This is a genomic window from Micromonospora sp. WMMD812 (assembly GCF_027497215.1).
In the GTDB taxonomy this organism is placed as follows: Bacteria; Actinomycetota; Actinomycetes; order Mycobacteriales; family Micromonosporaceae; genus Micromonospora.
This window is the reverse complement of record NZ_CP114904.1, coordinates 6,666,298-6,688,538: the sequence shown is the minus strand read 5'-3', so window position 1 is coordinate 6,688,538 and position 22,241 is coordinate 6,666,298. Positions and strand designations below refer to the sequence as shown.

Below are 22,241 nucleotides of genomic sequence, written 5' to 3'. Positions count from 1 at the left end.
CGCCGGCCCCGCCTCAGCGGTCGCGCTCGGCCGCCGACCGGTCGACCGCCGCGCGCAGCGCCTCCGGGGTCCGGCCGACCAGCGCGCCGCCGTCGTCCAGCAGCAGGATCGGACGCTGGATCAGCTCGGGATGGGCGACCATCGCCTCGACCCAGCGGGGCTCGCTCGCCTCGTCCCGGGGCCAGGCGGCCAGGCCCAGGTCACGCGCGACCGGCTCCTGCGTCCGGCAGATGTCCCACGGTCGCGCGCCCAGCCGGCGCAGCACCTCGGTGAACTCCGCGGCGCTGGGGCTCTCCTCCAGGTACGCCCGCAGCCGGTACGGCACCCGGGCCTCGTCGAGGGTGGCCCGGGCGGTGGCACATTTCGAACAGGCCGGGTTGTTCCAGATCTCCATGCCCGCCATGGTGGCAGGATCCGCCAGCCGGCGCGTGCGTCGACAATCGGCCCCGGCGGCCAACGGGGTAAGCCCGAGTGATCGACCCCGTATCGCCGACCTGGCAGCTGGCCTGGATGCCCCTTCACCCCCGGAGTCGACCATCCGGGCCGGCGAACCCTCTCTGGTTGATCAAGAGGTTTGCGTCAGCAGGCGCGGCTCGGGCGACGCAAACCTCTTGATCACCGGCGAGGTGCTGGCGTGGCCGATAGTGCGCTGTCCACGGAAATGTCGGGTTTGGGGGCCTCATGGAGTCGATCATGTGTCGAACCCCGAACTGACAGCAGATCTTGGAGACTTACGGCCCCTCCAGGGGCCCTCACGTTCCACGATCCGGGTGGTCCATCCGCGCCGTCCACGGAGGCTGGGCGGTTTGTCCGGTCCGGGTGGGTGCGGTGTCCGGGTTTGGGGTCGGGTGTGGCGTGGCCGGGGCCACCCCGGTGGCGGAATCATGCCCGGGCCCGGGACGTTGAACATGACATGCCGCGCGGCCCCCCGGCCGCCGGCCCCCGGGAGAAGCACCCCGGCCGGAATGATCGGCCCGCCCCGGGTCGTTGACATCCCCCGGCGCCGCAGCCCCGAGGCACCACCCCCAAGGCCGCGACCGCCACCGGCCACCGCGCCGGAATGACCGGGCCGCCCCGGTCGTTGACCTCCCCCGGAGACGCCCGAGCAGGCCCCGCCGCCAGGCGCACCTCCACCCCCCAATCTTTGGCACACACCCGCCCCCCGGCGGTATGTGCCGGGCACCCCCGAACAGAGAGGCACACATCATGCGTACCGATCTGATCCGCAAGACCGCCCTGACCGCCGTCGGGTTCGCCGCCGCCACCGGCGGCATCGCCGGCCCCGCCATCGCCGCCCACGCCGCCGACGCCAAGCCCGCCGCGGCCCAGGTCCAGACCGACCGCAAGAACCACAACGGCGAGCGTGAACTCAACGTCCGCTACGAGGCCCAGCCGAACTTCTACTACTGCGGCCCCGCCGCCACCCGCAACGCCCTGTCCGTCCAGGGCAAGAACATCGACGTCGACGCCATGGCCAAGGAAATGGGCACCACCGAAGCCGGCACCAACAGCATCAACGACATCACCCCGGTCCTGAACAAGGAAACCGGTAACAACGCCTACCACAGCGTCGAGATCAGCAGCACCAAGGCCGACGACAAGCAGACCGACAAGCTGCGCGACGACATCGTCCGCACCGTCGACGACGGCCGCGCCGTGGTCGCCAACATCGCCGGCACCACCACCGACACCGACGGCAACACCCACTCCTTCGAGGGCGGCCACTACATCAGCGTCATCGGCTACCGCGACGGCGGCAACACCGTCACCATCGCCGACAGCGCCGACCCGAACATGGCCTCCTACCGCATCAGCGTCGACCACCTCGCCGACTGGATCGCCACCCGCGGCTACTCCACCAGCTGACCGGAGCAGCCACACGGACCGAAGGGCCGGCCCCCACAAGGGGCCGGCCCTTCAGCGTCCATCCACACACCACCAAGGGCCGACCCCACCCAGGGCCGGCCCTTCAGCGTCTCAGGGGGTCCTGGCGGGCGTCGGCTCGTCGCGCGCGGGCTCCGCGTGCGCCCGGTGGGCTCGTCGACGCAGCCACCAGGTGCTGGCGATGCCGGCGAGCACCGCCAGGGCGAGACCGGCCCAGGAGAGGTCCTTGAGCCAGTGTTCGGCCACCCGGCCGAGGTGGAAGAGCAGGTAGGTGGTGGCGAAGGCCCAGACGAGCCCGCCGGCCGCGTTGGCGACCAGGAACCGGCGGTACGGCACGTGCAGGGCCCCGGCCAGCGGCCCGGCGAGGATGCGCAGCAGCGCGACGAACCGGCCGAAGAAGACCGCCCAGACTCCGTGCCGGGCGAAGCTCAGCTCGGCCCGGGCGAGCTGCGCCGGCCCCAGGTGCTTGGGGAAGCGCCGGCCGAGCCGTACGAGCAGCGGCCGACCGCCCCGGCGGCCGATGGCGTAGCCCACCGAGTCGCCGACGATGGCGCCGAACGCGGCGCCGGCGGCGACCCACTCCGGCTCGACGACCCCCGTCGCGGCCAGCAGAGCCGCGCTCACGAGGGTGATCTCGCCGGGCAGCGGGACGCCCATGCTCTCCACCCCGATCACCCCGGCGACGATCAGGTAGACGGCCAGCGGTGGCAGCGCCACGAGCCAGTGTTGTACGTCGAGCACGCCCACCCTCCCCGGTCCGGCCTCGGGAACCCTACCCGCGGCGGACCGGTCCGGCGGGGCGCGTGCCGTGGCCAGCACACGGGACGCGAGGCGCACGGCCGGCCGGCTCAGGCGATGGGGGCGAGGAACTCCAGGCGGTTGCCGTGCGCGTCCTCGGTGTGGAATCGGCGCATGCCGGGCAGCTCGTCGTCACCCCAGGTGACCGGCACGCCGGCGGCGGCGAGTCGGGCGGCGAGTTCGTCGAGGTCGGGGCGGAACAGCGCGGGGTGGGCCTTGCGGGCGGGCCGGAAGTCGTCCTCGACGCCGAGGTGCAGCTCGGCGCCGTACCCGGTGAACCAGCAACCGCCGCGGGCCGCGAGGACCGGCGGCTTGGCCTTCTCGGTCATGCCGAGCAGGCCGACGTAGAAGGCCCGGGACGCGGGTTCGGAGCCGCGGGGGCAGGCGAGCTGGACGTGGTGGATCATGATGGCACCTCCTCGTACCGGACGATGGCACGAGGTTGCGCGAATAGCAAGACGGACGTACGGTTTTGTTGAGCGCGGGACGCGGGTAAGTGTTGCCTAACCTCGGCAGCACCCGGACCGGTGCGACAGACTGCTCAGGACTACTCACGGTCGCTGGTGTGAAGGAGTACGACGTGGCGAGCCTCGACACCTTCGGTGCGAAGACCCAGCTGCGCGTCGGAGACGCGAGCTACGAGATTTTCAAGATCGACAAGGTGGACGGCCACGACCGGCTGCCGTACAGCTTGAAGATCCTGCTGGAGAACCTGCTGCGGACCGAGGACGGCGCGAACATCACCGCCGACCACATCCAGCAGCTCGGCGCGTGGGACCCCACCGCCGACCCGAGCGTGGAGATCCAGTTCACCCCGGCGCGGGTGCTCATGCAGGACTTCACGGGCGTGCCGTGCGTGGTCGACCTGGCCACCATGCGTGAGGCCGTGCGGGACCTGGGCGGCGACGCCACCAAGGTGAACCCGCTCGCCCCGGCCGAGCTGGTCATCGACCACTCGGTGATCGCCGACCTGTTCGGCCGCGAGGACGCGTTCCAGCGCAACGTCGAGCTGGAGTACGAGCGCAACAAGGAGCGCTACCAGTTCCTGCGCTGGGGCCAGACCGCGTTCAACGAGTTCAAGGTGGTCCCGCCGGGCACCGGCATCGTGCACCAGGTCAACATCGAGTACCTGGCCCGCACGATCATGGAGCGCAACGGCCAGGCGTACCCGGACACCGTGGTCGGCACCGACTCGCACACCACGATGGTCAACGGCCTCGGTGTGCTGGGCTGGGGCGTCGGCGGCATCGAGGCCGAGGCCGCGATGCTCGGCCAGCCGGTCAGCATGCTGATCCCGCGGGTCGTCGGCTTCAAGCTCTCCGGCGAGATGCCGGCCGGCACCACCGCCACCGACCTGGTGCTCACCATCACCGAGATGCTGCGCAAGCACGGCGTGGTCGGCAAGTTCGTCGAGTTCTACGGGCCGGGCGTGAGCGCCGTGCCGCTGGCCAACCGGGCCACCATCGGCAACATGTCGCCGGAGTACGGCTCCACCGTCGCGATCTTCCCGATCGACGCCGAGACCGTCCGCTACCTGGAGCTGACCGGCCGCGACCCGCAGCAGGTCGCGCTCGTCGAGGCGTACGCCAAGGAGCAGGGCCTCTGGCACGACCCGGACGCGGAGCCGCAGTACTCGGAGCGCCTGGAGCTCGACCTGAGCACCATCGAGCCGTCCCTGGCCGGGCCGAAGCGCCCGCAGGACCGGGTGCCGCTGGGCAGCGCCAAGACGCTGTTCCGCTCGGCGCTGAAGGACTACGTGGCCGACGACCAGACCGGCACCGACGCGGACGCGCGCGGCGGCGTCCGCACCAACCCGCCGTACGGGGTGCTCGGTCCGGCCGACGAGGCCAGCGCCGAGTCGTTCCCGGCCAGCGACTCGCCGGCCAACGACCACAGCGACCCGGCCGACGAGCCGCGCGACCTGGAGACGGCCGCGGTCGGCGCCGGCGGGCGGGCCACCAACCCGATCCGGGTCACCGGTGCCGACGGCACCGAGTTCGAGCTGGACCACGGCGCCGTGGTGATCGCCGCGATCACCTCCTGCACCAACACCTCCAACCCGCAGGTGATGATCGGCGCGGCCCTGCTGGCCCGCAACGCGGTGGAGCGGGGCCTGTCCCGCAAGCCGTGGGTGAAGACCACGCTCGCCCCCGGGTCCAAGGTCGTCATGGACTACTACGAGCGCGCCGGCCTGACCCCGTACCTGGAGAAGCTCGGCTTCCACCTGGTCGGTTACGGCTGCACCACGTGCATCGGCAACTCCGGCCCGCTGCCCGAGGAGATCTCCGCCGGCGTGAACGAGGCCGACCTCGCGGTCGTCTCGGTGCTCTCCGGCAACCGGAACTTCGAGGGCCGGATCAACCCGGACGTCAAGATGAACTACCTGGCGTCCCCGCCGCTCGTGGTCGCGTACGCGCTCGCCGGCACGATGGACATCGACCTGGCCAACGAGCCGATCGGCGAGGACAGCTCCGGCCAGCCGGTCTTCCTGCGCGACCTCTGGCCGAGCACCGCCGAGATCCAGGATGTCATCGCCTCGGCGATCGGCGCCACCGGGTTCAGCTCCGCGTACGCCGACGTCTTCGCCGGTGACGAGCGCTGGCAGTCGCTGCCGACACCGACCGGCGACACCTTCGCCTGGGCCGGCGACTCGACCTACGTGCGCAAGCCCCCGTACTTCGAGGGCATGCAGCGGGAGCCGAAGGCCGTCGACGACATCACCGGCGCGCGCGTCCTGGCCAAGCTGGGCGACTCGGTGACCACCGACCACATCTCCCCGGCCGGCTCGATCAAGGCCGACTCCCCCGCCGGCAAGTACCTGGCCGAGCACGGCGTGGCGCGGCACGAGTTCAACTCGTACGGCTCCCGCCGCGGCAACCACGAGGTGATGATCCGGGGCACCTTCGCCAACATCCGGCTGCGCAACCAGCTGGTCCCGGGTGTGGAGGGCGGCTTCACGGTCAACCACCTGACCGGCGAGCAGACCTCGATCTACGACGCCTCCGTGGCCTACCAGGAGGCGGGCCTGCCGCTGGTGGTGCTGGCCGGCAAGGAGTACGGCTCCGGCTCGTCGCGGGACTGGGCGGCCAAGGGCACCATGCTGCTCGGTGTCCGGGCGGTCATCGCCGAGTCGTACGAGCGGATCCACCGCTCGAACCTGATCGGCATGGGCGTCCTGCCGCTGCAGTTCCCCGTCGACACGAACGCCGAGTCGCTGGGGCTCACCGGCACGGAGACCTTCTCCATCACCGGGGTGACCGCGCTGAACGACGGCGACACCCCGCGCACGGTGAAGGTCACCACCGACACCGGCGTCGAGTTCGACGCGGTGGTCCGGATCGACACTCCCGGTGAGGCGGACTACTACCGGCACGGCGGCATCCTGCAGTACGTGCTGCGCCGGATGATCGCCAGCTGACGTACCGACGAGAAGGCCCCTCCCGGGAAACCGGGAGGGGCCTTCTCGTGTCTGGCGCGGGGACCGGGCCGGCCGCTGGTCGCGCCGACCCGGACGGTGTGGTCACTCGCCGCGGCGGCGGGCGTCCCGGGTCTTCATCGCGTGCTCCATCAGGGTGATGAGCACCTCCTTGCTCGACTCCCGCTGGCGGGCGTCGCAGAGCAGCACCGGCACGCCGGGGTCCAGGTTCAGGGCAGCCTGCACCTCGTCCAGTCGGTACTGCCGTGCCCCCTCGAAGCAGTTCACCGCCACCACGAAGGGCGTCCCCCGCCCCTCGAAGTAGTCGATGGAGGGGAAGCAGTCGGCCAGCCGCCGCGTGTCCGCGAGCACCACCGCACCGATCGCCCCGAGCGACAGCTCGTCCCAGACGAACCAGAACCGGTCCTGGCCGGGCGTACCGAAGAGGTAGAGCACCAGGTCGTCGCTGATGGTGATCCGGCCGAAGTCCATCGCGACCGTGGTGGTGGTCTTGCTCTCCACCCCGGAGAGGTCGTCGATGCCGACGCCGGATTCGGTCAGCACCTCCTCCGTGCGCAACGGGCGTGTCTCGCTGACCGCGCCGACCATGGTCGTCTTGCCCACGCCGAAGCCGCCAGCGACCAGAATCTTGATCGCGGTGGGCAGTGGGGTCGCTCCCGCCGGCCGCTCAGAGTGCCCGTAGTCCATTGATAACCGCCTCGAAAACACTGTTGTCGGGAAGGCCGGCCGAGGTGCGCGGCTCGCGGACCTGGACCAGGTTGCGAGCCGCCAGATCACCCAGCAGGACCCGGATGGTGCCCACCGGCAGGTCCAGGTGGGCGGCGATCTCGGCGACGGACTGCATGCGCTGGCACAGCCCGACGATCGCCACGTGCTCCGGCCCGAGGCCGATTTCCGCGCCCACGTCTGCACGGGTCGCCGTGACCAGCGAGATCAGATCGAACGTGCCGGTGACCGGGCGGGCCCGGCCGCGCGTGACCGCGTACGGACGCACCACCGGCCCGGCATGGTCGTCCACCCACTGATGCTCCGCGGACTCCCCCTGCACCGTCATCGCGGCTACTTCTCGCCGGTCGGCTGCTCGGCGGTGCGGGTCGGCGACGCGACGTGCTTGCCGACCCGGGTGACCAGCATCGCCATCTCGTAGGCGATCAGCCCGACGTCGGCGTCCTCACTGGCCAGTACCGCGAGGCAGGCGTTGCGCCCGGCCGCTGTGACGAAGAGGAACGAGGACTGCATCTCGATGATGGTCTGCTGCACCTGGCCACCACCGAACCGCTTGCCCGCTCCCCGGGCCAGGCTCTGGATCCCGGCCGCCATCGCGGCCAGGTGCTCGCCGTCGTCCCGGCTGAGCCCCTGCGAGGAGGCCATCAACAGGCCGTCCGTCGACAGCGCGACCGCGTGCTCGGCCTGCTTCACCCGGCCGACCAGATCGTCCAGCAACCACGTCAGGTCGGCACTCGATGCCGTCTTCTGGGCCACTCGTCGTCCTCTTCTCCCCCGGCGGATGTCGCCGATTTCGTGTGGGGCTGACCGTTCCGTCGCGAGCGGGTGTCCCGCACCGCCGGCACAGGTCAGGTCGCCTGCTGCTCGTCGGGCTCCGCGCCGGGGCCGGGTTCCGGCCCCGCATCGGCGCCGCCCAGCAGCCGGGCGGCGTCCGTCCGACCCCGCCGTGTCCCGGTCTGGTACGAGCTCATCATTCGCCGGACCTGCTCCGGCGGCCGGACGGTGTCCTCGTCGTCATCAGCGACCGTCGCGGCGGGATCATCACGCAGTTCGGGCACAATGTTCGCCTGCCGGACCCGGACCGGCAGGCCCGAGTCGGTCTGGGCCGAATCGGTCCGCGCCGGAAGCGGGCGGCGCTCGGCCCCCGCGTCCGGTGTGCCGTCCGCGCCGGGACGGGGCAGGGCCGTCGGCAGGCCGGTCGGGAACGTCGGCCCGTCGAGCGCCGCCTGCTGCTCCGGCAGGCGCCGGGCTCGGGTCGGCAGGCCCTGCTCGCCGTCCGGTCCGGACCGGGCGCGGGTGGGCAGGGCGTCTCCGACGGCGCTCTCGTCGGCCTGCGCGACCGGTGACTCCGGCCCGCGCAGGGCGGGCGGCTCGGCCAGCGCGACCGGCGCCGCCGGGAGCGCCGGCGGCTGCTCCACGGACGGAACGGGGGTCGCCGGCGCGGCCGGGGTGCCCGCCGCCGGGGTCCCGGCGCCCTGGGTGGCCGGGGCACCGGCCGCCGGGCTCGCCGGCGTGCCGGCGGCGAACCCGCCGGAGACCTCCGGGTCGTCCCCGGCGTCGGTGACCAGCTCGATCGGGATCAGCACGACCGCGGTGGTGCCGCCGTACGCGGACTCCTTCAGCTGCACCTTGACGCCGTGCCGCTCGGTCAGCCGGCTCACCACGTAGAGGCCGAGCCGGGAGGCGTTGGCGAGGTTCAGCTCGGACTGGTCGACGATGCGGTGGTTGGCGGCGGCCAGGTCGTCGGCGGTCATGCCGAGACCCCGGTCCTCGATCTCGATGGCGAAGCCGTTGGCCACCATCTGGCCGCGCACCTCGACCGTGGTGTTCGGCGGGGAGAACGACAGACCGTTCTCGATCAGCTCGGCGAGCAGGTGGATGATGTCACCGACGGCGCGGCCGGCCAGCGACACCCGGCCCAGCGGCAGCACGTTGACCCGGGTGTAGTCCTCGACCTCGGCGACCGCGCCCCGGATCACGTCGACCATCGGCACGTTGCGCCGCCAGGCCCGGCCGGGCGTCGAGCCGGAGAGCACGATCAGGTTCTCGGCGTTACGCCGCATGCGGGTGGCGAGGTGGTCGACCCGGAACAGGTCCTCCAGCTCCTCGGCGTCCTGCTCGCGCCGCTCCATCGCGTCCAGCAGGGTGAGCTGGCGGTGGACCAGCGCCTGGGTGCGCCGGGCCAGGCTGAGGAAGACCTCGCGGACGTTGCGGCGCAGGTCGGCCTGCTCGACGGCGGTGCGGATGGCGGTCTCCTGGACCGCGTTGAACGCCTTACCCACCTGGCCGATCTCGTCGGTGCCGAACTCCAGCGGTGGGGCCTCCTTGGCGACGTCGACCTCCTCGCCGTGGCCGAGGCGCTCGACGACGCTGGGCAGCCGCTCGTTGGCCAGCCGGAACGCGGCCTGACGCAGCCGCTCCAGCTGCTGGACCAGCGCCCGGGCGGTGGTGATCGACACGATGATGGAGGCGATGACGGCGATCAGGCCGAGACCGGCGGCGAGCACCAGCCGGACGATGACGCCCACGGCCACCGGGGCGGCCCGGTCGACGACGTCGTCACCGCCGGCGAGCACCGTGTCGGCGATCTGGGTGAGCGCGGGACCGCTGACCTCGTCCCAGGCCTCCGCGTTGATCGGCGGGCGGGTGCCGTCGCTCTGCATGACCCGGGTCTCCAGGTCGGTGAGCTGACGGAAGGTCGGGCCGCCGGACATCTCGGCGTACCGCTGCTGGTCGGCGACGGGTAGCCGGACCAGCGCCTGGTCGGCGGTGAACTGCCGCGCACCCACGATCCGGGTGAACTGCGCCTGCTCGGCGGGCGTCAGCCGGCCGGCCGCGAGCACACCCGCGAGCAGTGCGTCCTCCTGGGACAGCAGCTCGCGGGCCCGGTTGAGGCCGATCAGCGCGGACGTGTCCTCGGCGACCTGGTCGTCGTCGAGGTTGCCGAGCGCGTCGTAGACCCGGTAGATCGACTCGATCAGCGCGGTGAACGCCGCGCCGGCCTCGGCCCGGTCGATGGTCTTGGCGTCGACGGCCGCACGGGTCTCCGCGAGCCGGTCCAGACCGCCGATCAGGTCGGAGATCCGCCGGTCGAGGGTGCCGCTGCCCAGCGCGTCCACCTGCCAGCTGTCCACGGACTCCTTGAAGTCCACGGCCAGCTCGTCGGTGCGCGGCCGGATCTCGGCCAGCGCGGCACGCTGCTCGTCATCGGGGCGACCGAGCAGGGCCAGCGACGTCCGGCGTTCCAACTGCAACTGCAGGAGCAGCGGCTCGGTGGGGTTGAAGACCTTGGTGTCCAAGGCCTGAACGCCGAGCAGGTTCACTCCGTCCCGGATGGTGACCCAGGCGGTGAACCCCCAGAGCGCCACCAGGGACACGAGCAGGGCAACGACCTTGGTACGCAGATTCGAGCTGCGGGAACCCATTACACCGTCCCTGGCATGGCCTGTGTGATCCGTCAGTCAGTACGCCGTGCGGAAGCGCACGTATTGACCCCGGCGCACGCTAGCAGCGTCCGCAGCATCACTCAAGCGCTCCTGATCATGGGCCCGTCGGTCGCCGCCGCCGATGCGTCCTCGCCCACCGCCGCGGCCAGGTCGGACCTCGTGACCGCCAGCTGCCACACGGCGATGACGGCCGCCCGCACGATCAGCACCGGCGTGTAGAGATCCTTGTCGTGCCACAGTGGTGGGTGCACCGACCGCCCGTCCGCGGCCGCCAGGTGCGCCAATCCCCGGGCCACCGCGTCACGCACACCGGGACGCGGCCGGCGGGCGGCGCCGAGCAGCACGTGCAGGGCGTACGCGGTCTCCTCGACGGTGCCCGTCCACCGTCCCCACGACCCGTCCGGGCGCTGGGAGGCGACGATCCAGTCGACGGCCCGGTCCACCGCGGACGTGGCCGTCCCGGCCGGCGCGTGACCGTCCAGCGCCAGCACGGCGCAGGAGGTGGCGTAGAAGGGCGAGGCGTGCCAGCGGTCGGTCCAGCTGCCGTCGGGCTGCTGCTGCTCGCGCAGCCAGTCCGCCAGGGCGGCGACCCGCTCGCCGTACCGGGCCGCACCTCCCGGGGCGTGGTGGGCGTGCCAGCCCAACGCCTCCAGCACGTGCGCGTTGGTGGTGACCGAACGCCCGTCCTCGCCCTGCCAGGTGCAGAAATGACTGCCGACGTCGTAGCGGAGCAGGCTGGCCGGGTCGACCGGATGGCCGAGCAGCGCGAGCCCGTACAGCGCGGCGGAGGTGGTGTCGGCGTCGGCCGGCAGCCCGGGCCCGGTCGCGGCGCCCTCCGGTCCGAGCGCGTCGACGAGCTCGGCGACCAGCCGGGGTGCCGGCCGAACCGGCACGCCGGCCCGGGCCAGGCTGCTCAACGTCCAGCCGCGCTCGAAGACGGTGACGGGGGTGCAGCAGGGCACCGCCCCGTCGTGCTGCCGTACCGCCGCCTCCAGATAGGACAGCACGGCCGGGTCGGCTTCGGCGGGGTCGGTGGTCCAGGCGGCGGTCGCCGCCGGTGAGGCACCGACCGCGCCGGCCACCGGCGTCACGTCCCGCCGACCGCGTGCGGCCGGCCCCAGCACCTCGAAGGCGTGCAGCAGCTTCTGGGGCACCGGCCGGCCGCTCTCCAGCAGGGCGCCCAGCGCGGCGAACCGCCGACGATCCACCGCGGTCGGCAGGGCGCCGGCGAGACGACCGCCGGCCGGCTCGCCACCGAGGCGCTCGAGATGGGCGTTGATCCGGTCGGTCAGCGCCGGCACGATCAGGTCGGCGGCCGGGGTGTCCGGAAGCTCCGGCAGCCCGTCGACCAGCCAGCCCCGCAGGGCGGTGAGCCCGCGCATGGCCGCGGTCAGCAGCTCGACGCGCGACGGCACGGCGTCCCGCTCGTCGCCGCCGGGATCCAACGCGCTGGCGAGCAGCGCCTCCACGGCGCTCAGGGTGGGCACGAAGGCGTATCCGTCGGCCGCTCCCCAGCCGCCGTCGGTCCGCTGGGTGCCGAGCAGGTACGACAGCCGCCGCCCGTGCCCGGTCAGCCAGGGTGCGTCGCTGACCACCCGCCCGGTCTCGTACACCGACGGCGTGACCCGGCCGGAAGGATCGAGTGCCATGGCGGCGAACAGCTCGCGGGCAGCACCGGCCACCTCGGGCTGTCCCCAACCGCCCGGGACGGGTTCGGTCACAATGCTCCCCAGAAGTCGGTCGACTTGTAGAAGCCGCTGCTGAAGCCGATCTGCCGGGCCAGGTAGTCCGCCTGCACGGGGCAGGTCTCGCGCAGCGGCGCGAGCAGCTCCCGCGCCTGCGCGACCAGCTCCGCGATCCGCCGCGGCACCTCGTCCCGGTCGGGGACGAGCAGCAGGGCGTTGAGGTCTCCCCAGCGGAGGTCCCGTTCGTAGGTGCCCAGGTCGTTGACCAACCGCAGGATCCGCTGGACCACCCCGCTCGCCTCGATCAGCCGGTCCAGGTGGGCGAGGGTCGCCGGGTCGCCGGCGTGGATCCAGTGCACGACGTTGACGACCGTGCACGCCAGGTTGTCCGCGTTGTCGAGGTACGTGTCGAGGTCGGGCAGCGCTCCGGTCGCGCCGTCGGCCGCCTGCTTCCAGCCCCACTCCCGCGCCATGGCGTCGAGGACCTTGCCCAGCTCGCCGCGCCAGACCGCCCGGTGCGCCGCGAAGGCCGGCGCGGTGGCCAGCTCGTCGCGCAGCTCGGCCAGGAAGCGGCCGAGGGAGTCGTCCGGCTCGGGGACGCCGCCGTCCGCGACCGCGAGACAGCGTGCGGCGAGACGGTCGATCTCGTCCGAGGACTTCGCCACGTAATCGACCTGCCAGTCGACCGCGAAGCCCCACAGCACCGCCCGGTTCGTGACGCGCAGCTGATCCTCGTCGCACCAGGGCGCGCCGAAGGCGATGGCCATCGCCACGTTGCCGAACAGCGCCGGGTCGAACGGGCGGGCCGGGAAGAGGTCGGGGTACGCCGCCGCGCACTGCTGCAGATCCCGCTGGCCCTTGGCGGCCAGGGCGCAGATGCGGCCCTGTTCCGCGGCGGCCAGCAGCTGCTCCTCGACCGGGTCCGGCGCGGAGCGCTGGCCCGGGGTCATGCCGCGACGCTCCGCACCGGCCGGAGGGTCAGCTCCACGCGTTCCCGGGGCCGGAGCGCCGCCGCCACCTTGATGCCGGGCACCGAGGGCCGCTGGAGGCGGAACCGGAACCGGCTGAGCACGGTGGCCACGATCAGCATCGCCTCCAGGTAGAACAGGTGCATGCCGAGGCACTGGTGCGGGCCCCCGCCGAAGGGGAAGTGGGCGTAACGGTGGCGGCCTCGGGCCCGCTCCGGGGCGAACCGGTCCGGGTCGAACTCGTCGGGCCGGTCCCAGAACACCGACATCCGGTGCGTGATGAGAGGGCTGACCACGAGGGTCGCGCCGGCCTCGATCCGCACCCCACCGACGACGTCCTCCTCCACCGCCAGGCGCGGGAAGAGCCAGCCGATCGGATAGAGCCGCAGCAGCTCGTCGAGGACCTGACGGGTGTAGCGCAGCTCCTTCAGGTGCTCCCGGCGCACGGGCGCGTCGCCGACCACTCGGTCGATCTCCGCGTAGAGCCGCTCGGCGACCTTCGGGTCGCGTTCGATGTGCGGCCAGAGCCAGGTCAGCACGCTGATCGTGGTCTCGGTGGTGGTCGCGACCATGGCGACCGTGTCGTTGCGGACCTGGGTCTCGTCCAGCTTTCCGCCGTCCTCGGTACGACCGCGCCACAGCGTGGCGATGATGTCGTCGCCGTCGGTCTCCGCGGTCTCCCGCGACCGGCGGACGATCGGCAGCAGCAGGTCGTCGATGAGCTGCACCGCGTTGCGGAAAGCCCGGTCGCCCGGCATCGGCACGGCGAGCGGCGCCCATGGCACGGCGATGCGCGGCATCACCGACGAGGCGATGGCATCCTGCGCCTCCATGATGCGCATCGCGTCCGGCACGGAGATCTTGTCCGCGAAGAAGACCCGCATGATCGCGGAGCAGACGATCCTGGCCTGCTCGGTGCCCATGTCCACCGGCTGACCGGCCCGGGCCGGCCCGTCCAACTCGTCGACCGCGTCCTCGATCGCCTCGGCCAGCCGGTCGACCAGCCCGTCGATCCGGCGGGCCGTGAACAGCGGCTGGAGGATGTGCCGGCTGTTCGACCAGTGCTCGCCGTCGCTGAGGATGCCCTCGCCGAAGAGCCGCTTCAGCGGCCGCCACTGCAGTCCGTCGCCCGCCCGGACGAAGTTGCTGGCCCGCTCGCGCAGGACGCGTTGCAGGTGCTCGGGGTGGGTGATGAGGTAGGGGCGGAAGGAGCCGAGGTTCAGCTTCACCACCTCGCCGCCCGAGCGCTCGCCGAACTCGACCAGAGCACGGGACGGTTCACGGAGAAGGCCGGGCACCACGTGGCGCAGGGGTATCGCGCCTGCTTGTCGAGTGGGGACCGGCGTGGTGTCTGACGCTGCCACCTGCGGGGGTTTCCTTTCGGCAACGGAACGTGTCTGAACGGCTGTCCGGAGTGACCGTTCCGCCGAGCATGCCATTGCCGCGTCAACTTTCTCTAGACGTGCAACGAGAAATTCTCACACCGCACATCTCACACTCTCCACAAGGGATCCCCCTGGACCCGCGCGCCAATGGAAATCCCGCAGGTGGCACCGCGAGCGGCCGGTGACCAGCCATCGGTAAGGCCCGCTGCGGCCAAAGCACCGGACAGCGTCCCGTCAACGGGACTGGTGGCCGATCTCCGTCACAACCACCCGGGGGGATTGCCGGCGTGCCGGAGGTCCCTGTGCCAGGCTCTGGGTCATGGACGACAAGACAATCCTGAACCGCATCTCGGACCTGGTCGACGAGGAGCACCGGCTGCGCGCCGCCGCGCAGGCCAACGAGCAGGGCACCGACGAGGAAGCCCAGGGCCGGCTGCGCGAGCTGGAGGATTCCCTCGACCAGTGCTGGGACCTGCTGCGCCGGCGGCGGGCCGCCCGGTCGACCCACGGTGACCCCGACGCCCAGGGCGTACGCCCCAAGCCGGAGGTCGAGCGCTACCTCCAGTGACCGGCCCGGCGGGCCGGGCGGTCGGCCTGGCCGTTCCGCCCGCCGCCCGCCCAGCCCGCCCGGCTCACCGGAGGCCCGCCTCGCGCAGCAGCTCCTCGGTCAGCGGCGCCGGGTCCACCACCGTCGCGGGCAGCCCACGCGCGGCGAACCAAGCACTGACCACCCGGACGTCCCGGGCCAGGAACTCCGGGCCCTGCGGGTTGGCCACCACGTCGACCACCTGCGGCAGGTCGATCATGACCAGCCGGTCCCGGTGCACCAGCAGGTTGTACGGCGACAGGTCGCCGTGCGCGTACCCGGCCCGGGCCAGCACGACCAGCGCGTCGACCAGCTGGGTCCAGAGGTCCCGCAGGCCGGCCGCGTCGGGCCGCACCTGCGCCAGCCGGGGCGCGGCCAGCCCCTCCTCGGGATCGCCGAGGAACTCCAGCATCAGCTCGGTGCCCCGCAGCTGCGCCGGGTACGGAACCGCGATGGTGCCGTGCTCCGCGCCGATCTCCCAGAGCCGGGCCAGCGCGGCGAACTCGGCCGCCGCCCACTGCCCCGCGATCATCTGCCGGCCGAAGGCGGTCCGGCCGGCCATCGCCCGGTTCTCCCGGGACCGGCGGACCCGCCGCCCCTCCAGGTAGCCGGCGTCGCGGTGGAAGAGCCGGTGGCTGGCGTCCCGGTACCGCTTGGCCGCGAGCAGGCAGGAGCGGTCGGTGCCCGGCACCGCCCGGCGGACCAGGTGGACGTCCGCCTCCTTGCCGGTCTTGAGCACGCCGAGGTCGGTGTCCTTGGCGGCCAGTTCGGTGACGAGCCAGGCCGGATACGGCTGCGGCCCGTGGACGGCGTCGTCCCAGGACGACCAGCGATCGCCGGTGTCCGGGTCCGGATCGTCGTCCGCGTCGGTGGCGACCGGCTCGGAATGCCGGCCGCGCCTCAGGAACTGCGGTTCGTCGTCGTCGAAGCGGCCCTTGCCGCGCGTCCGGCGCCCAGGCGCCGGGAAGTCGTGTTCGCGCACTGCGGTGGTGATCCCTTGATCGAGGCTGATGGAGGCAGGTGGAAGCGACCTGCGAAGACGGCCATGACCGACCCCCTCTCCTCGACCGGGCCCACGCCCGGGTGCACGATGCGCGGACCATGCTCACCGCCGCCGCGCCGCCGGTCAACCGAATTAACCCGGCTCAGGCCATGCCGGAGCGCCCGGGTCAACCGGCGAGGACGGTGGCCACCGCGGCGATCAGCCCGTCCGCGACCCGCGTCGGCGAGAACCGGCTGTCCGACCAGGCCCGCCCCCGGTGCAGCCAGACGCTGGGCAGCCCGACCGCCGCCGCGCCGCCGATGTCGGCCTCCGGGCCGTCGCCGACCACCCACGCGCCGCGCAGCGGCATCCGGACCCGCTGGGCGGCGAGCGCGAAGATCCGGGGGTTGGGCTTGCTGACGCCCGCCTCCTCGGAGATCACCCAGTCGGCCACGTACCGGTCCAGGCCGGTCCGCCGGATCTTGGTCTCCTGCTGCCGGACCACTCCGTTGGTGACGATCACCGGGACCCAGCCGGCGCTGTCGGCGATCCGCAACGCACAGGCGATCAGCGGATCGAGCCGGGTGTACTCCACCACCCCGTCGTGCAGCTCCTCCACCAGGTCGATCGACGGTACGCGCAGGTCGTACCGCTCCCGGATGGCGTCGGCCACGTCCCACCGGTCGGTCAGCCCGTCCGCGTCGATGGAGAGCAGCCAGTCGATGTCCGCGGCAGGCGCGCCGATCCCCTCGAGGAAGCGCTGCCCCCAGGCGCGGAACGGCCCCGCCCGGTCGAGCAGGGTGTTTTCCAGATCCAGCAGGAGCAGTGGCACTCGGGCACCCTACGGGACGTCGGGGCCGCCCGACAGGGCTGCAACGTTAACTCTCATCCGACCCACGAGAGCCGGGTCGGGCCCTGGTCCGGCAGCCGATCCACGAGCATCGAGTGCGCCGCCCGGGTTGCCGCCAGCACGGCCGGGTCCAGCGTCGCGACCAGCACCGCCTCGCCGGTGTCCGCACCGCGGGCGAGCGTCCGCCCCTCCGGGTCGTGCACGGCCGCGCCGCCGTTAAACCGCCACGGGTCCGCCCCGCCGACCGAGTTGGCGAAGACCACGTACATGGTGTTGTCCAGCGCCCGGGCCCGGTAGTAGAGGTCCCGGCGGTGTTCCGAGCCGGCGAGGTAGCCGCTCGGGCAGAGGTAGCCGTGCGCGCCGTCGGCCGCGGCGGCCCGGCCGTGCTCCGGGAAACAGCCGTCGTAGCAGATCCCGAGCCCGAGCCGCCAGCCGTCGACGAGCAGGGTCGCCCCCCGCGTGCCCGGGTCGAACAGCTCCCGCTCGTCACCCCAGAGCTGCTGCTTGTCGTAGCCCACCCGGACCTCGCCGACCCGGTCGACGACCAGCGACGAGATCGTCCGCTGCCCGCCCGGGTGACGTACGGCCGCGCCGACCACCACCGTGATGCCGCCGGCGACCGCCGCGGCGCGCAGCGGCGCCAGGCGCGGGTCGGCGACCGTCCGGTCCGCGGCGGCCACGACGTCGGTGCCGGCCGGGTCGGCGGCCAGCGTCGGCGGGTGGTACGCGGGCAGGAACAGCTCCGGCAGGACGGCCACCCGGGCGCCCCGCTCGGCGGCCCCGGTGACCAGGCGAGCGGCGGTCGCCGTGTTGACCGCGACGTCGCCGGGCACCGGGTCGGACTGGACTGCGGCGACGGTCAGCGGAGCCTGCGGGAGCGCGGGGGGTGGGGTCACCGGGCGATGGTAGACCGGACCCGGCCGGCGGCAGAGTCCCCGATACGCCGCCAACTCCCAAGCCGTACGTACGGTTTGCGTGACGCGGGGTGACCTGGAACGATCGACGCGTGCCCAGAGTAAGCCAGGACCAGCTCGACGCGCGGCGCCAGGAGATCCTCGCCGCCTCGCGGGCGTGTTTCGCCCGGCACGGCTACGAGGGCGCCACCGTGCGCCGGCTCGAGGAGGCCACCGGGCTGTCCCGGGGCGCCATCTTCCACCACTTCCGCGACAAGGACTCGCTCTTCCTCGCCGTCGCCGAGGACGACGCCGCGGCCATGGTGGAGACCGTGGCCCGCAACGGGCTGGTCCAGGTGATGCGCGACCTGCTGGCCCGGGCTGTCTCCCCGGACACCACCGGCTGGCTCGGCACCCAGTTGGAGGTCTCCCGCCGGCTGCGCACCGACCCGGCGTTCGCGAAGCGGTGGGCCGAACGGTCCGCCGCGATCGCCGAGGCGACCCGCGACCGGCTGGCCCGGCAGCGGGAGGCCGGCGTGCTGCGCGAGGACGTCCCGATCGACGTGCTGGCGCAGTTCCTCGAACTCGCCTACGACGGCCTGGTGCTGCACCTGGCGATGGGCCGGCCCGCCGGTGACCTCGGCCCGGTGCTCGACCTGGTCGAGGAGGCGGTCCGCCGCCGCTGAGCGCGCCCCGGCCGCCTGCGGTCTCCGGCCCCGGGCGGGCCCCCGCGGCGATGGCGCGTCTGCCCCACAATGGGGCCGCCGTTCCCTCCGGCGACAGGAGCATCCGATGAGCGTTCTCGCCGCCCCGGACGACACCTGGGGCATCCCCGGTCCGACCTTCCTGCGGATCTACCTCGCCGTGGCCGTCGTGGTGGTGGTCGCCGCCCTGGTCCACCGGTTCCGACTCTTCGCCGGGCCGCCGGACGCCGGCCGGGATCCGCTCGGCCCGCAGCAGGCCGCCTACCTCAACGGCGGCGCGCCGCTCGCGGTGCATGCCTCGGTCGGTGGGCTCCGTGGCAACGGCGCCATCGGCGTCGGGCCGGACCACCGGCTGACCGCCACCGGGCCCCTGCCGGCCGGGGTGACCCCGCTGGACCAGGCGGTCCACCACGCGGCCGGGCAGCGGGCCCGGGTCCGCGAGCTGCGCGAGGACCAGTGGGTGGCCGCCGCCCTGCACCAACTCGGCGAGGGTCTCGAGCAACGCGGGCTGATCCTGCCGGCGCAGCAGCGGGCCGCCGCCCGGCTCGGCGCGGCTGCCGTGATCGCGCTGTTGATCCTCGGCGGGCTCCGGGCCTTCGTCGGGCTCTCCAACGGCCGGCCGGTCGGCTACCTGTTCCTCAGCCTGGTGGCGCTCTTCGTGGCGTTGCTGTTCCTGGGCCGGGTGCCCCGGGTGACCCGCGCCGGCCGGCGGGCGATGCGCGACCTGCGCCGCCAGCACACCCACCTCGCGCCCGCCTCCAGTCCGGCGTACGCGACGTACGGAGCGGCCGGCGCCGCGATGGGGGTCGCGCTCTTCGGGACCGCGTCGCTCTGGGCCCTCGACCCGGCCTTCGCCGCGGAGGCCGAGATCCAGCGGCAGAACCTCTCCGGCGGCGGGGGCGGCGGCTCGGACGGCGGGGGCAGCTCCTGCGGCGGGGGTGGCGGTGGCGGTGGCTGTGGCGGAGGCGGGTGCGGCGGATGACCGGTCCGGCGGGCGTCGGCATCGGGTGGCGTCCGGAGATCGCCGGGTTCGTCGCCGACCTGCCCGGCCTGCGCTTCGTCGAGGTGGTGGCGGAGTCGCTGGCCACCTCCGGCCCGCTGCCGCCCGGCCTCGCCGAGCTGCGCCGCCGGGACGTGACCGTCGTACCGCACGGGGTGCGGCTCTCCCTCGGCGGCGCGGAACCGGTCGACCCGGACCGGGTCGCGCACCTGGCCGCGGTGGCCGAACTGGTGGCCGCTCCGCTGGTCAGCGAACACATCGCGTTCGTGCGGGCCGGCGGGCTGGAGGCCGGGCACCTGCTGCCGCTGCCACGCAGCCGAGCGGCGGTCGACGCGGTCTGCGCCAACGTCGCCCGGGTCCAGGCCGAGCTGCCGGTGCCGATGGCGCTGGAACCGATCGCCACGCTCTTCGACTGGCCCGACGACGAGTTGGACGAGGCGGCTTTCCTGACCGAGATCCTCGACCGCACCGGGGCGCTGCTCCTGTTCGACGTCGCCAACGTCTACGCCAACGCGCGCAACCGGGGCGCGGACCCGCTCGCCCTGCTGGACCGGCTGCCGCTGGACCGGGTCGCGTACGCGCACGTCGCCGGCGGCGCCGAGCACGGCGGCTTCTACCACGACACGCACACCGACCCCGTGCCGGCCGCGGTCCTGGACCTGGTCGGCGAGCTGTGCGCCCGGCGGCGACCCCCGGCGCTGTTGCTGGAGCGGGACGGGGACTACCCACCGGCCCCGACGCTCCGCGCCGAACTGGACGCGCTCGCCGCGACGTCGGGCTTCCCGGTGGTCACGTGACCGGCGCCGGCCGGCGCGCCGGGGATCCCGCCGCGGCGTCCGGCGTCCCCGATGGGCACACGACCGGGACCGACCCGCGCGGGGGCGAGCACGCCGGACCGGACCGCGGCGGGCTGGCGGCCCGGCAGGCGGAGCTGGTCGCCGCCCTCGTCGCCGGCGGGCCGGTCCCGCCCGGGTTCGCGCCCGCACCGCTCGCCGCCGCGCGGACCGCGCTGCTGCGCAAGCGCGCCGGCGTCGTCGCCCGGCACTGGCCGCTCCTCGCCGCCGGCCTCGGCGCCGGCTGGCCGGCGACCTTCGCGACCTGGGCGGCCGGCCGGCCGACGGCTGGCTCGCTGCGAGACGGCTGGGACCTGGCCCGCGCACTACGCGACCGGGGTGAGCTGCCGCCGCTCGGCGCCGAGGAGCTGGCCATTCGCGAGGCGGGCGCCCGGTACGACGGCCGGCGGTCGCCACGCCCGCGCCGGTTGCCGGCGATCGGGCGGGCCGGCGGCGCCGTCGCCGTCCAGGTCGGCGGCCGGGTACGCCTGCTACGACCGGCCCGCCGTCCGGACGGCGGATCCGCCGCTGGCACCGCCTGAGCGGGTACGGCAGGATCGGCGGCATGGATCTCGGACTGACCGATCGGGTGTACGTGCTGACCGGCGCCTCCCGTGGCCTCGGCTACGCGACCGCGGAGTGCCTGGTGGCCGACGGAGCACGGGTGGTGATCTCGGCCCGCGACGCCGACGCCGTCGCCGCCGCCGCGAAGAGCCTCGGCGGCCCGGAGCGGGCAGTCGGGGTGACCGCCGACCTGGCCGACCCGGCGACACCGGACCTGCTCCTCACCATCGCGCGGGAGCACTTCGGACGCCTCGACGGCGCGCTGGTCTCGGTCGGCGGCCCGCCGCAGGGCAGCGCCGCGACGATCAGCGACGAGCAGTGGCGGCTCTCCTTCGAGACGGTCTTCCTCGGCACCGTCCGGACGGTGCGCACCGTCGCCGCCGCCCTGCCCGACGGGGGCGCGGTCGGGCTGGTCCTCTCCACCTCCGCCCGAGGGCCGGTGCCCGGGCTCGGCATCTCCAACGGGCTGCGGCCCGGTCTGGTCGGGGTGGCCAAGGACATCGCCGACGAGTACGGCCCGCGCGGCGTACGGGTCGTCGGCCTGCTGCCGGGGCGGATCCTCACCGACCGCAACCGGCAACTCTTCGCGGCGACCGGTGACCCGGACCGGGCCCGCGCCGAGGCCGAGGCGGCCATCCCGCTGCGCCGCGTCGGCGACCCCGCCGAGTTCGGCCGGGTGGCCGCGTTCGTCCTCTCCCCCGCCGCGAGCTACCTCACCGGGCTCACCGTCCCGGTCGACGGCGGCGCGCTGCGCGGCCTGTGACCGCCGATCCACCCGGCGGCCGTCGGTCCGGCCGCGGACGGCCCGGGCCGCCGACCTCGCCCGGCGTCCGGCGCCCCGGCGCCCCGCCACCCGGTGACCGCCGCCCCGGCGCCGCCCCACCTCCCGGTGACCGCGAACCGGGTCCGGCTGCCCTGCTCGGCGAACGCCGACCGGGCGGGGCGGGGCGGTCGGTGCGGCCGACCCGGGAGGAGCTCGCCGCGGCGGCGGACCGCCTCCTGCCCGACGTCATCGCGCCGGGCCTGGACGTGCTGTTCGTCGGGATCAATCCCGGCCTCTGGTCGGCCGCCACCGGCTGGCACTTCGCGCGGCCGGGCAACCGGTTCTGGCCGGCGCTGCACCGGGGCGGCTTCACGCCCCGACTGATGCACCCCAGCGAGCAGGACGAGCTGCCCGGCTACGGAATCGGCATCACCAACATCGTGGACCGGGCCAGCGCCCGGGCCGACGAGTTGAGCGCGGCGGAGCTGGTCGCCGGGGCGGAGCTGCTGCGGCAGAAGGTCGCGCGGTACCGGCCCCGCTGGGTGGCGGTGGTCGGGGTGACGGCGTACCGGATCGGGTTCGCCCGGCCGAAGGCCACCTTCGGCGAGCAGCCGGAGCCGCTGGCCGGGGCGCGGCTCTGGGTGCTGCCCAACCCGAGTGGGTTGAACGCGCACTTCACGCCGGAGAGCCTCGGCGCCGCGTTCGCGGAGCTGCGCCGGGCGTCGACCACACGCTGAC

General features: G+C 73.7%; 22 protein-coding genes. 9 read left to right on the top strand and 13 right to left on the bottom strand.

What is annotated here, in order from left to right; all coding sequences use genetic code 11:
• Positions 1-13 precede the first annotated feature (13 nt).
• Positions 14-394: an ArsC/Spx/MgsR family protein gene (locus O7603_RS30930; protein WP_281573235.1), complete on the bottom strand. Its 381-nt coding sequence runs from the start codon at positions 392-394 to the stop codon at positions 14-16.
• 812 nt (positions 395-1,206) lie between these two features.
• Here O7603_RS30930 and O7603_RS30925 point away from each other — a divergent pair.
• Positions 1,207-1,866 (top strand): C39 family peptidase, encoded by a 660-nt coding sequence (locus tag O7603_RS30925; protein WP_281572769.1) that lies wholly within the window; start codon positions 1,207-1,209, stop codon positions 1,864-1,866.
• Positions 1,867-1,977: 111 nt separating this feature from the next.
• On the opposite strand, the gene O7603_RS30920 is transcribed toward O7603_RS30925, so the two are convergent.
• Together O7603_RS30920 and O7603_RS30915 are read right to left on the bottom strand one after the other, a co-directional pair.
• A complete protein-coding gene (locus O7603_RS30920) occupies positions 1,978-2,625 on the bottom strand; it encodes a DedA family protein (protein WP_281573234.1) in 648 nt (215 codons plus the stop codon).
• A gap of 107 nt (positions 2,626-2,732) precedes the next feature.
• Entirely contained in the window at positions 2,733-3,089 is a 357-nt protein-coding gene (locus O7603_RS30915; protein ID WP_281573233.1) for a VOC family protein, read from the bottom strand.
• A 158-nt stretch (positions 3,090-3,247) separates the two neighbouring features.
• Between O7603_RS30915 and O7603_RS30910 the strand changes: the two genes are divergently transcribed.
• On the top strand, positions 3,248-6,100 hold the full coding sequence (locus O7603_RS30910) for an aconitate hydratase (protein WP_281573232.1): 2,853 nt from the start codon (positions 3,248-3,250) through the stop codon (positions 6,098-6,100).
• 102 nt (positions 6,101-6,202) lie between these two features.
• Here the strand turns inward: O7603_RS30910 and O7603_RS30905 are convergent, their stop codons facing one another.
• The 7 genes from O7603_RS30905 to O7603_RS30875 all read right to left on the bottom strand — a co-directional run bounded on the left by O7603_RS30905 (position 6,203) and on the right by O7603_RS30875 (position 14,259).
• Positions 6,203-6,805: an ATP/GTP-binding protein gene (locus O7603_RS30905; RefSeq protein ID WP_281573231.1), complete on the bottom strand. Its 603-nt coding sequence runs from the start codon at positions 6,803-6,805 to the stop codon at positions 6,203-6,205.
• On the bottom strand, positions 6,786-7,172 hold the full coding sequence (locus tag O7603_RS30900; RefSeq protein ID WP_281573230.1) for a DUF742 domain-containing protein: 387 nt from the start codon (positions 7,170-7,172) through the stop codon (positions 6,786-6,788). The genes O7603_RS30905 and O7603_RS30900 overlap by 20 nt, the downstream gene beginning before the upstream one ends.
• A 5-nt stretch (positions 7,173-7,177) precedes the next feature.
• Positions 7,178-7,600 carry a roadblock/LC7 domain-containing protein gene (locus O7603_RS30895; RefSeq protein ID WP_281573229.1) on the bottom strand — a complete coding sequence of 141 codons (423 nt, stop codon included), beginning with the start codon at positions 7,598-7,600 and terminating at the stop codon, positions 7,178-7,180.
• A gap of 92 nt (positions 7,601-7,692) precedes the next feature.
• Positions 7,693-10,269: a nitrate- and nitrite sensing domain-containing protein gene (locus tag O7603_RS30890; RefSeq protein ID WP_281573228.1), complete on the bottom strand. Its 2,577-nt coding sequence runs from the start codon at positions 10,267-10,269 to the stop codon at positions 7,693-7,695.
• A 101-nt stretch (positions 10,270-10,370) separates the two neighbouring features.
• Positions 10,371-12,011, bottom strand: a complete 1,641-nt coding sequence (locus tag O7603_RS30885) for a prenyltransferase/squalene oxidase repeat-containing protein (protein WP_281573227.1) — start codon at positions 12,009-12,011, stop codon at positions 10,371-10,373.
• The gene (locus O7603_RS30880; RefSeq protein WP_281573226.1) at positions 12,008-12,925 is read right to left on the bottom strand and encodes a terpene synthase family protein; all 918 of its coding nucleotides are present in this window, start codon (positions 12,923-12,925) and stop codon (positions 12,008-12,010) included. Before O7603_RS30880 ends, O7603_RS30885 begins: the two co-directional genes overlap by 4 nt.
• Positions 12,922-14,259, bottom strand: coding sequence for a cytochrome P450 (locus O7603_RS30875; RefSeq protein WP_281576889.1), 1,338 nt, complete (start codon positions 14,257-14,259; stop codon positions 12,922-12,924). Before O7603_RS30875 ends, O7603_RS30880 begins: the two co-directional genes overlap by 4 nt.
• A gap of 388 nt (positions 14,260-14,647) precedes the next feature.
• On the opposite strand from O7603_RS30875, the gene O7603_RS30870 reads away from it, so the two are divergent.
• Positions 14,648-14,896, top strand: a complete 249-nt coding sequence (locus tag O7603_RS30870; protein ID WP_281573225.1) for a DUF2630 family protein — start codon at positions 14,648-14,650, stop codon at positions 14,894-14,896.
• 64 nt (positions 14,897-14,960) lie between these two features.
• On the opposite strand, the gene O7603_RS30865 is transcribed toward O7603_RS30870, so the two are convergent.
• The 3 genes from O7603_RS30865 to O7603_RS30855 form a co-directional block, all read right to left on the bottom strand.
• Positions 14,961-15,896 (bottom strand): RIO1 family regulatory kinase/ATPase, encoded by a 936-nt coding sequence (locus O7603_RS30865; protein ID WP_281573224.1) that lies wholly within the window; start codon positions 15,894-15,896, stop codon positions 14,961-14,963.
• Positions 15,897-16,083: 187 nt separating this feature from the next.
• The gene (locus O7603_RS30860) at positions 16,084-16,728 is read right to left on the bottom strand and encodes an HAD family hydrolase (RefSeq protein WP_281573223.1); all 645 of its coding nucleotides are present in this window, start codon (positions 16,726-16,728) and stop codon (positions 16,084-16,086) included.
• Positions 16,729-16,781: 53 nt separating this feature from the next.
• The gene (locus O7603_RS30855; RefSeq protein ID WP_281573222.1) at positions 16,782-17,642 is read right to left on the bottom strand and encodes a carbon-nitrogen hydrolase family protein; all 861 of its coding nucleotides are present in this window, start codon (positions 17,640-17,642) and stop codon (positions 16,782-16,784) included.
• Between the two features lie 110 nt (positions 17,643-17,752).
• Between O7603_RS30855 and O7603_RS30850 the strand changes: the two genes are divergently transcribed.
• From O7603_RS30850 to mug, 6 genes are all read left to right on the top strand, one after another.
• A complete protein-coding gene (locus O7603_RS30850; protein WP_281573221.1) occupies positions 17,753-18,325 on the top strand; it encodes a TetR/AcrR family transcriptional regulator in 573 nt (190 codons plus the stop codon).
• A 106-nt stretch (positions 18,326-18,431) separates the two neighbouring features.
• A complete protein-coding gene (locus O7603_RS30845; RefSeq protein ID WP_281573220.1) occupies positions 18,432-19,325 on the top strand; it encodes a TIGR04222 domain-containing membrane protein in 894 nt (297 codons plus the stop codon).
• Complete coding sequence (locus O7603_RS30840; RefSeq protein WP_281573219.1) at positions 19,322-20,140, top strand: DUF692 domain-containing protein; 819 nt, start codon at positions 19,322-19,324, stop codon at positions 20,138-20,140. The genes O7603_RS30845 and O7603_RS30840 overlap by 4 nt, the downstream gene beginning before the upstream one ends.
• 113 nt (positions 20,141-20,253) lie before the next feature.
• On the top strand, positions 20,254-20,718 hold the full coding sequence (locus O7603_RS30835) for a hypothetical protein (RefSeq protein WP_281576888.1): 465 nt from the start codon (positions 20,254-20,256) through the stop codon (positions 20,716-20,718).
• Between the two features lie 23 nt (positions 20,719-20,741).
• Positions 20,742-21,503 (top strand): SDR family oxidoreductase, encoded by a 762-nt coding sequence (locus tag O7603_RS30830; RefSeq protein ID WP_281573218.1) that lies wholly within the window; start codon positions 20,742-20,744, stop codon positions 21,501-21,503.
• Positions 21,504-21,694: 191 nt separating this feature from the next.
• Positions 21,695-22,240: a G/U mismatch-specific DNA glycosylase gene (gene mug, locus O7603_RS30825; RefSeq protein WP_281573217.1), complete on the top strand. Its 546-nt coding sequence runs from the start codon at positions 21,695-21,697 to the stop codon at positions 22,238-22,240.
• Position 22,241 lies beyond the last annotated feature (1 nt).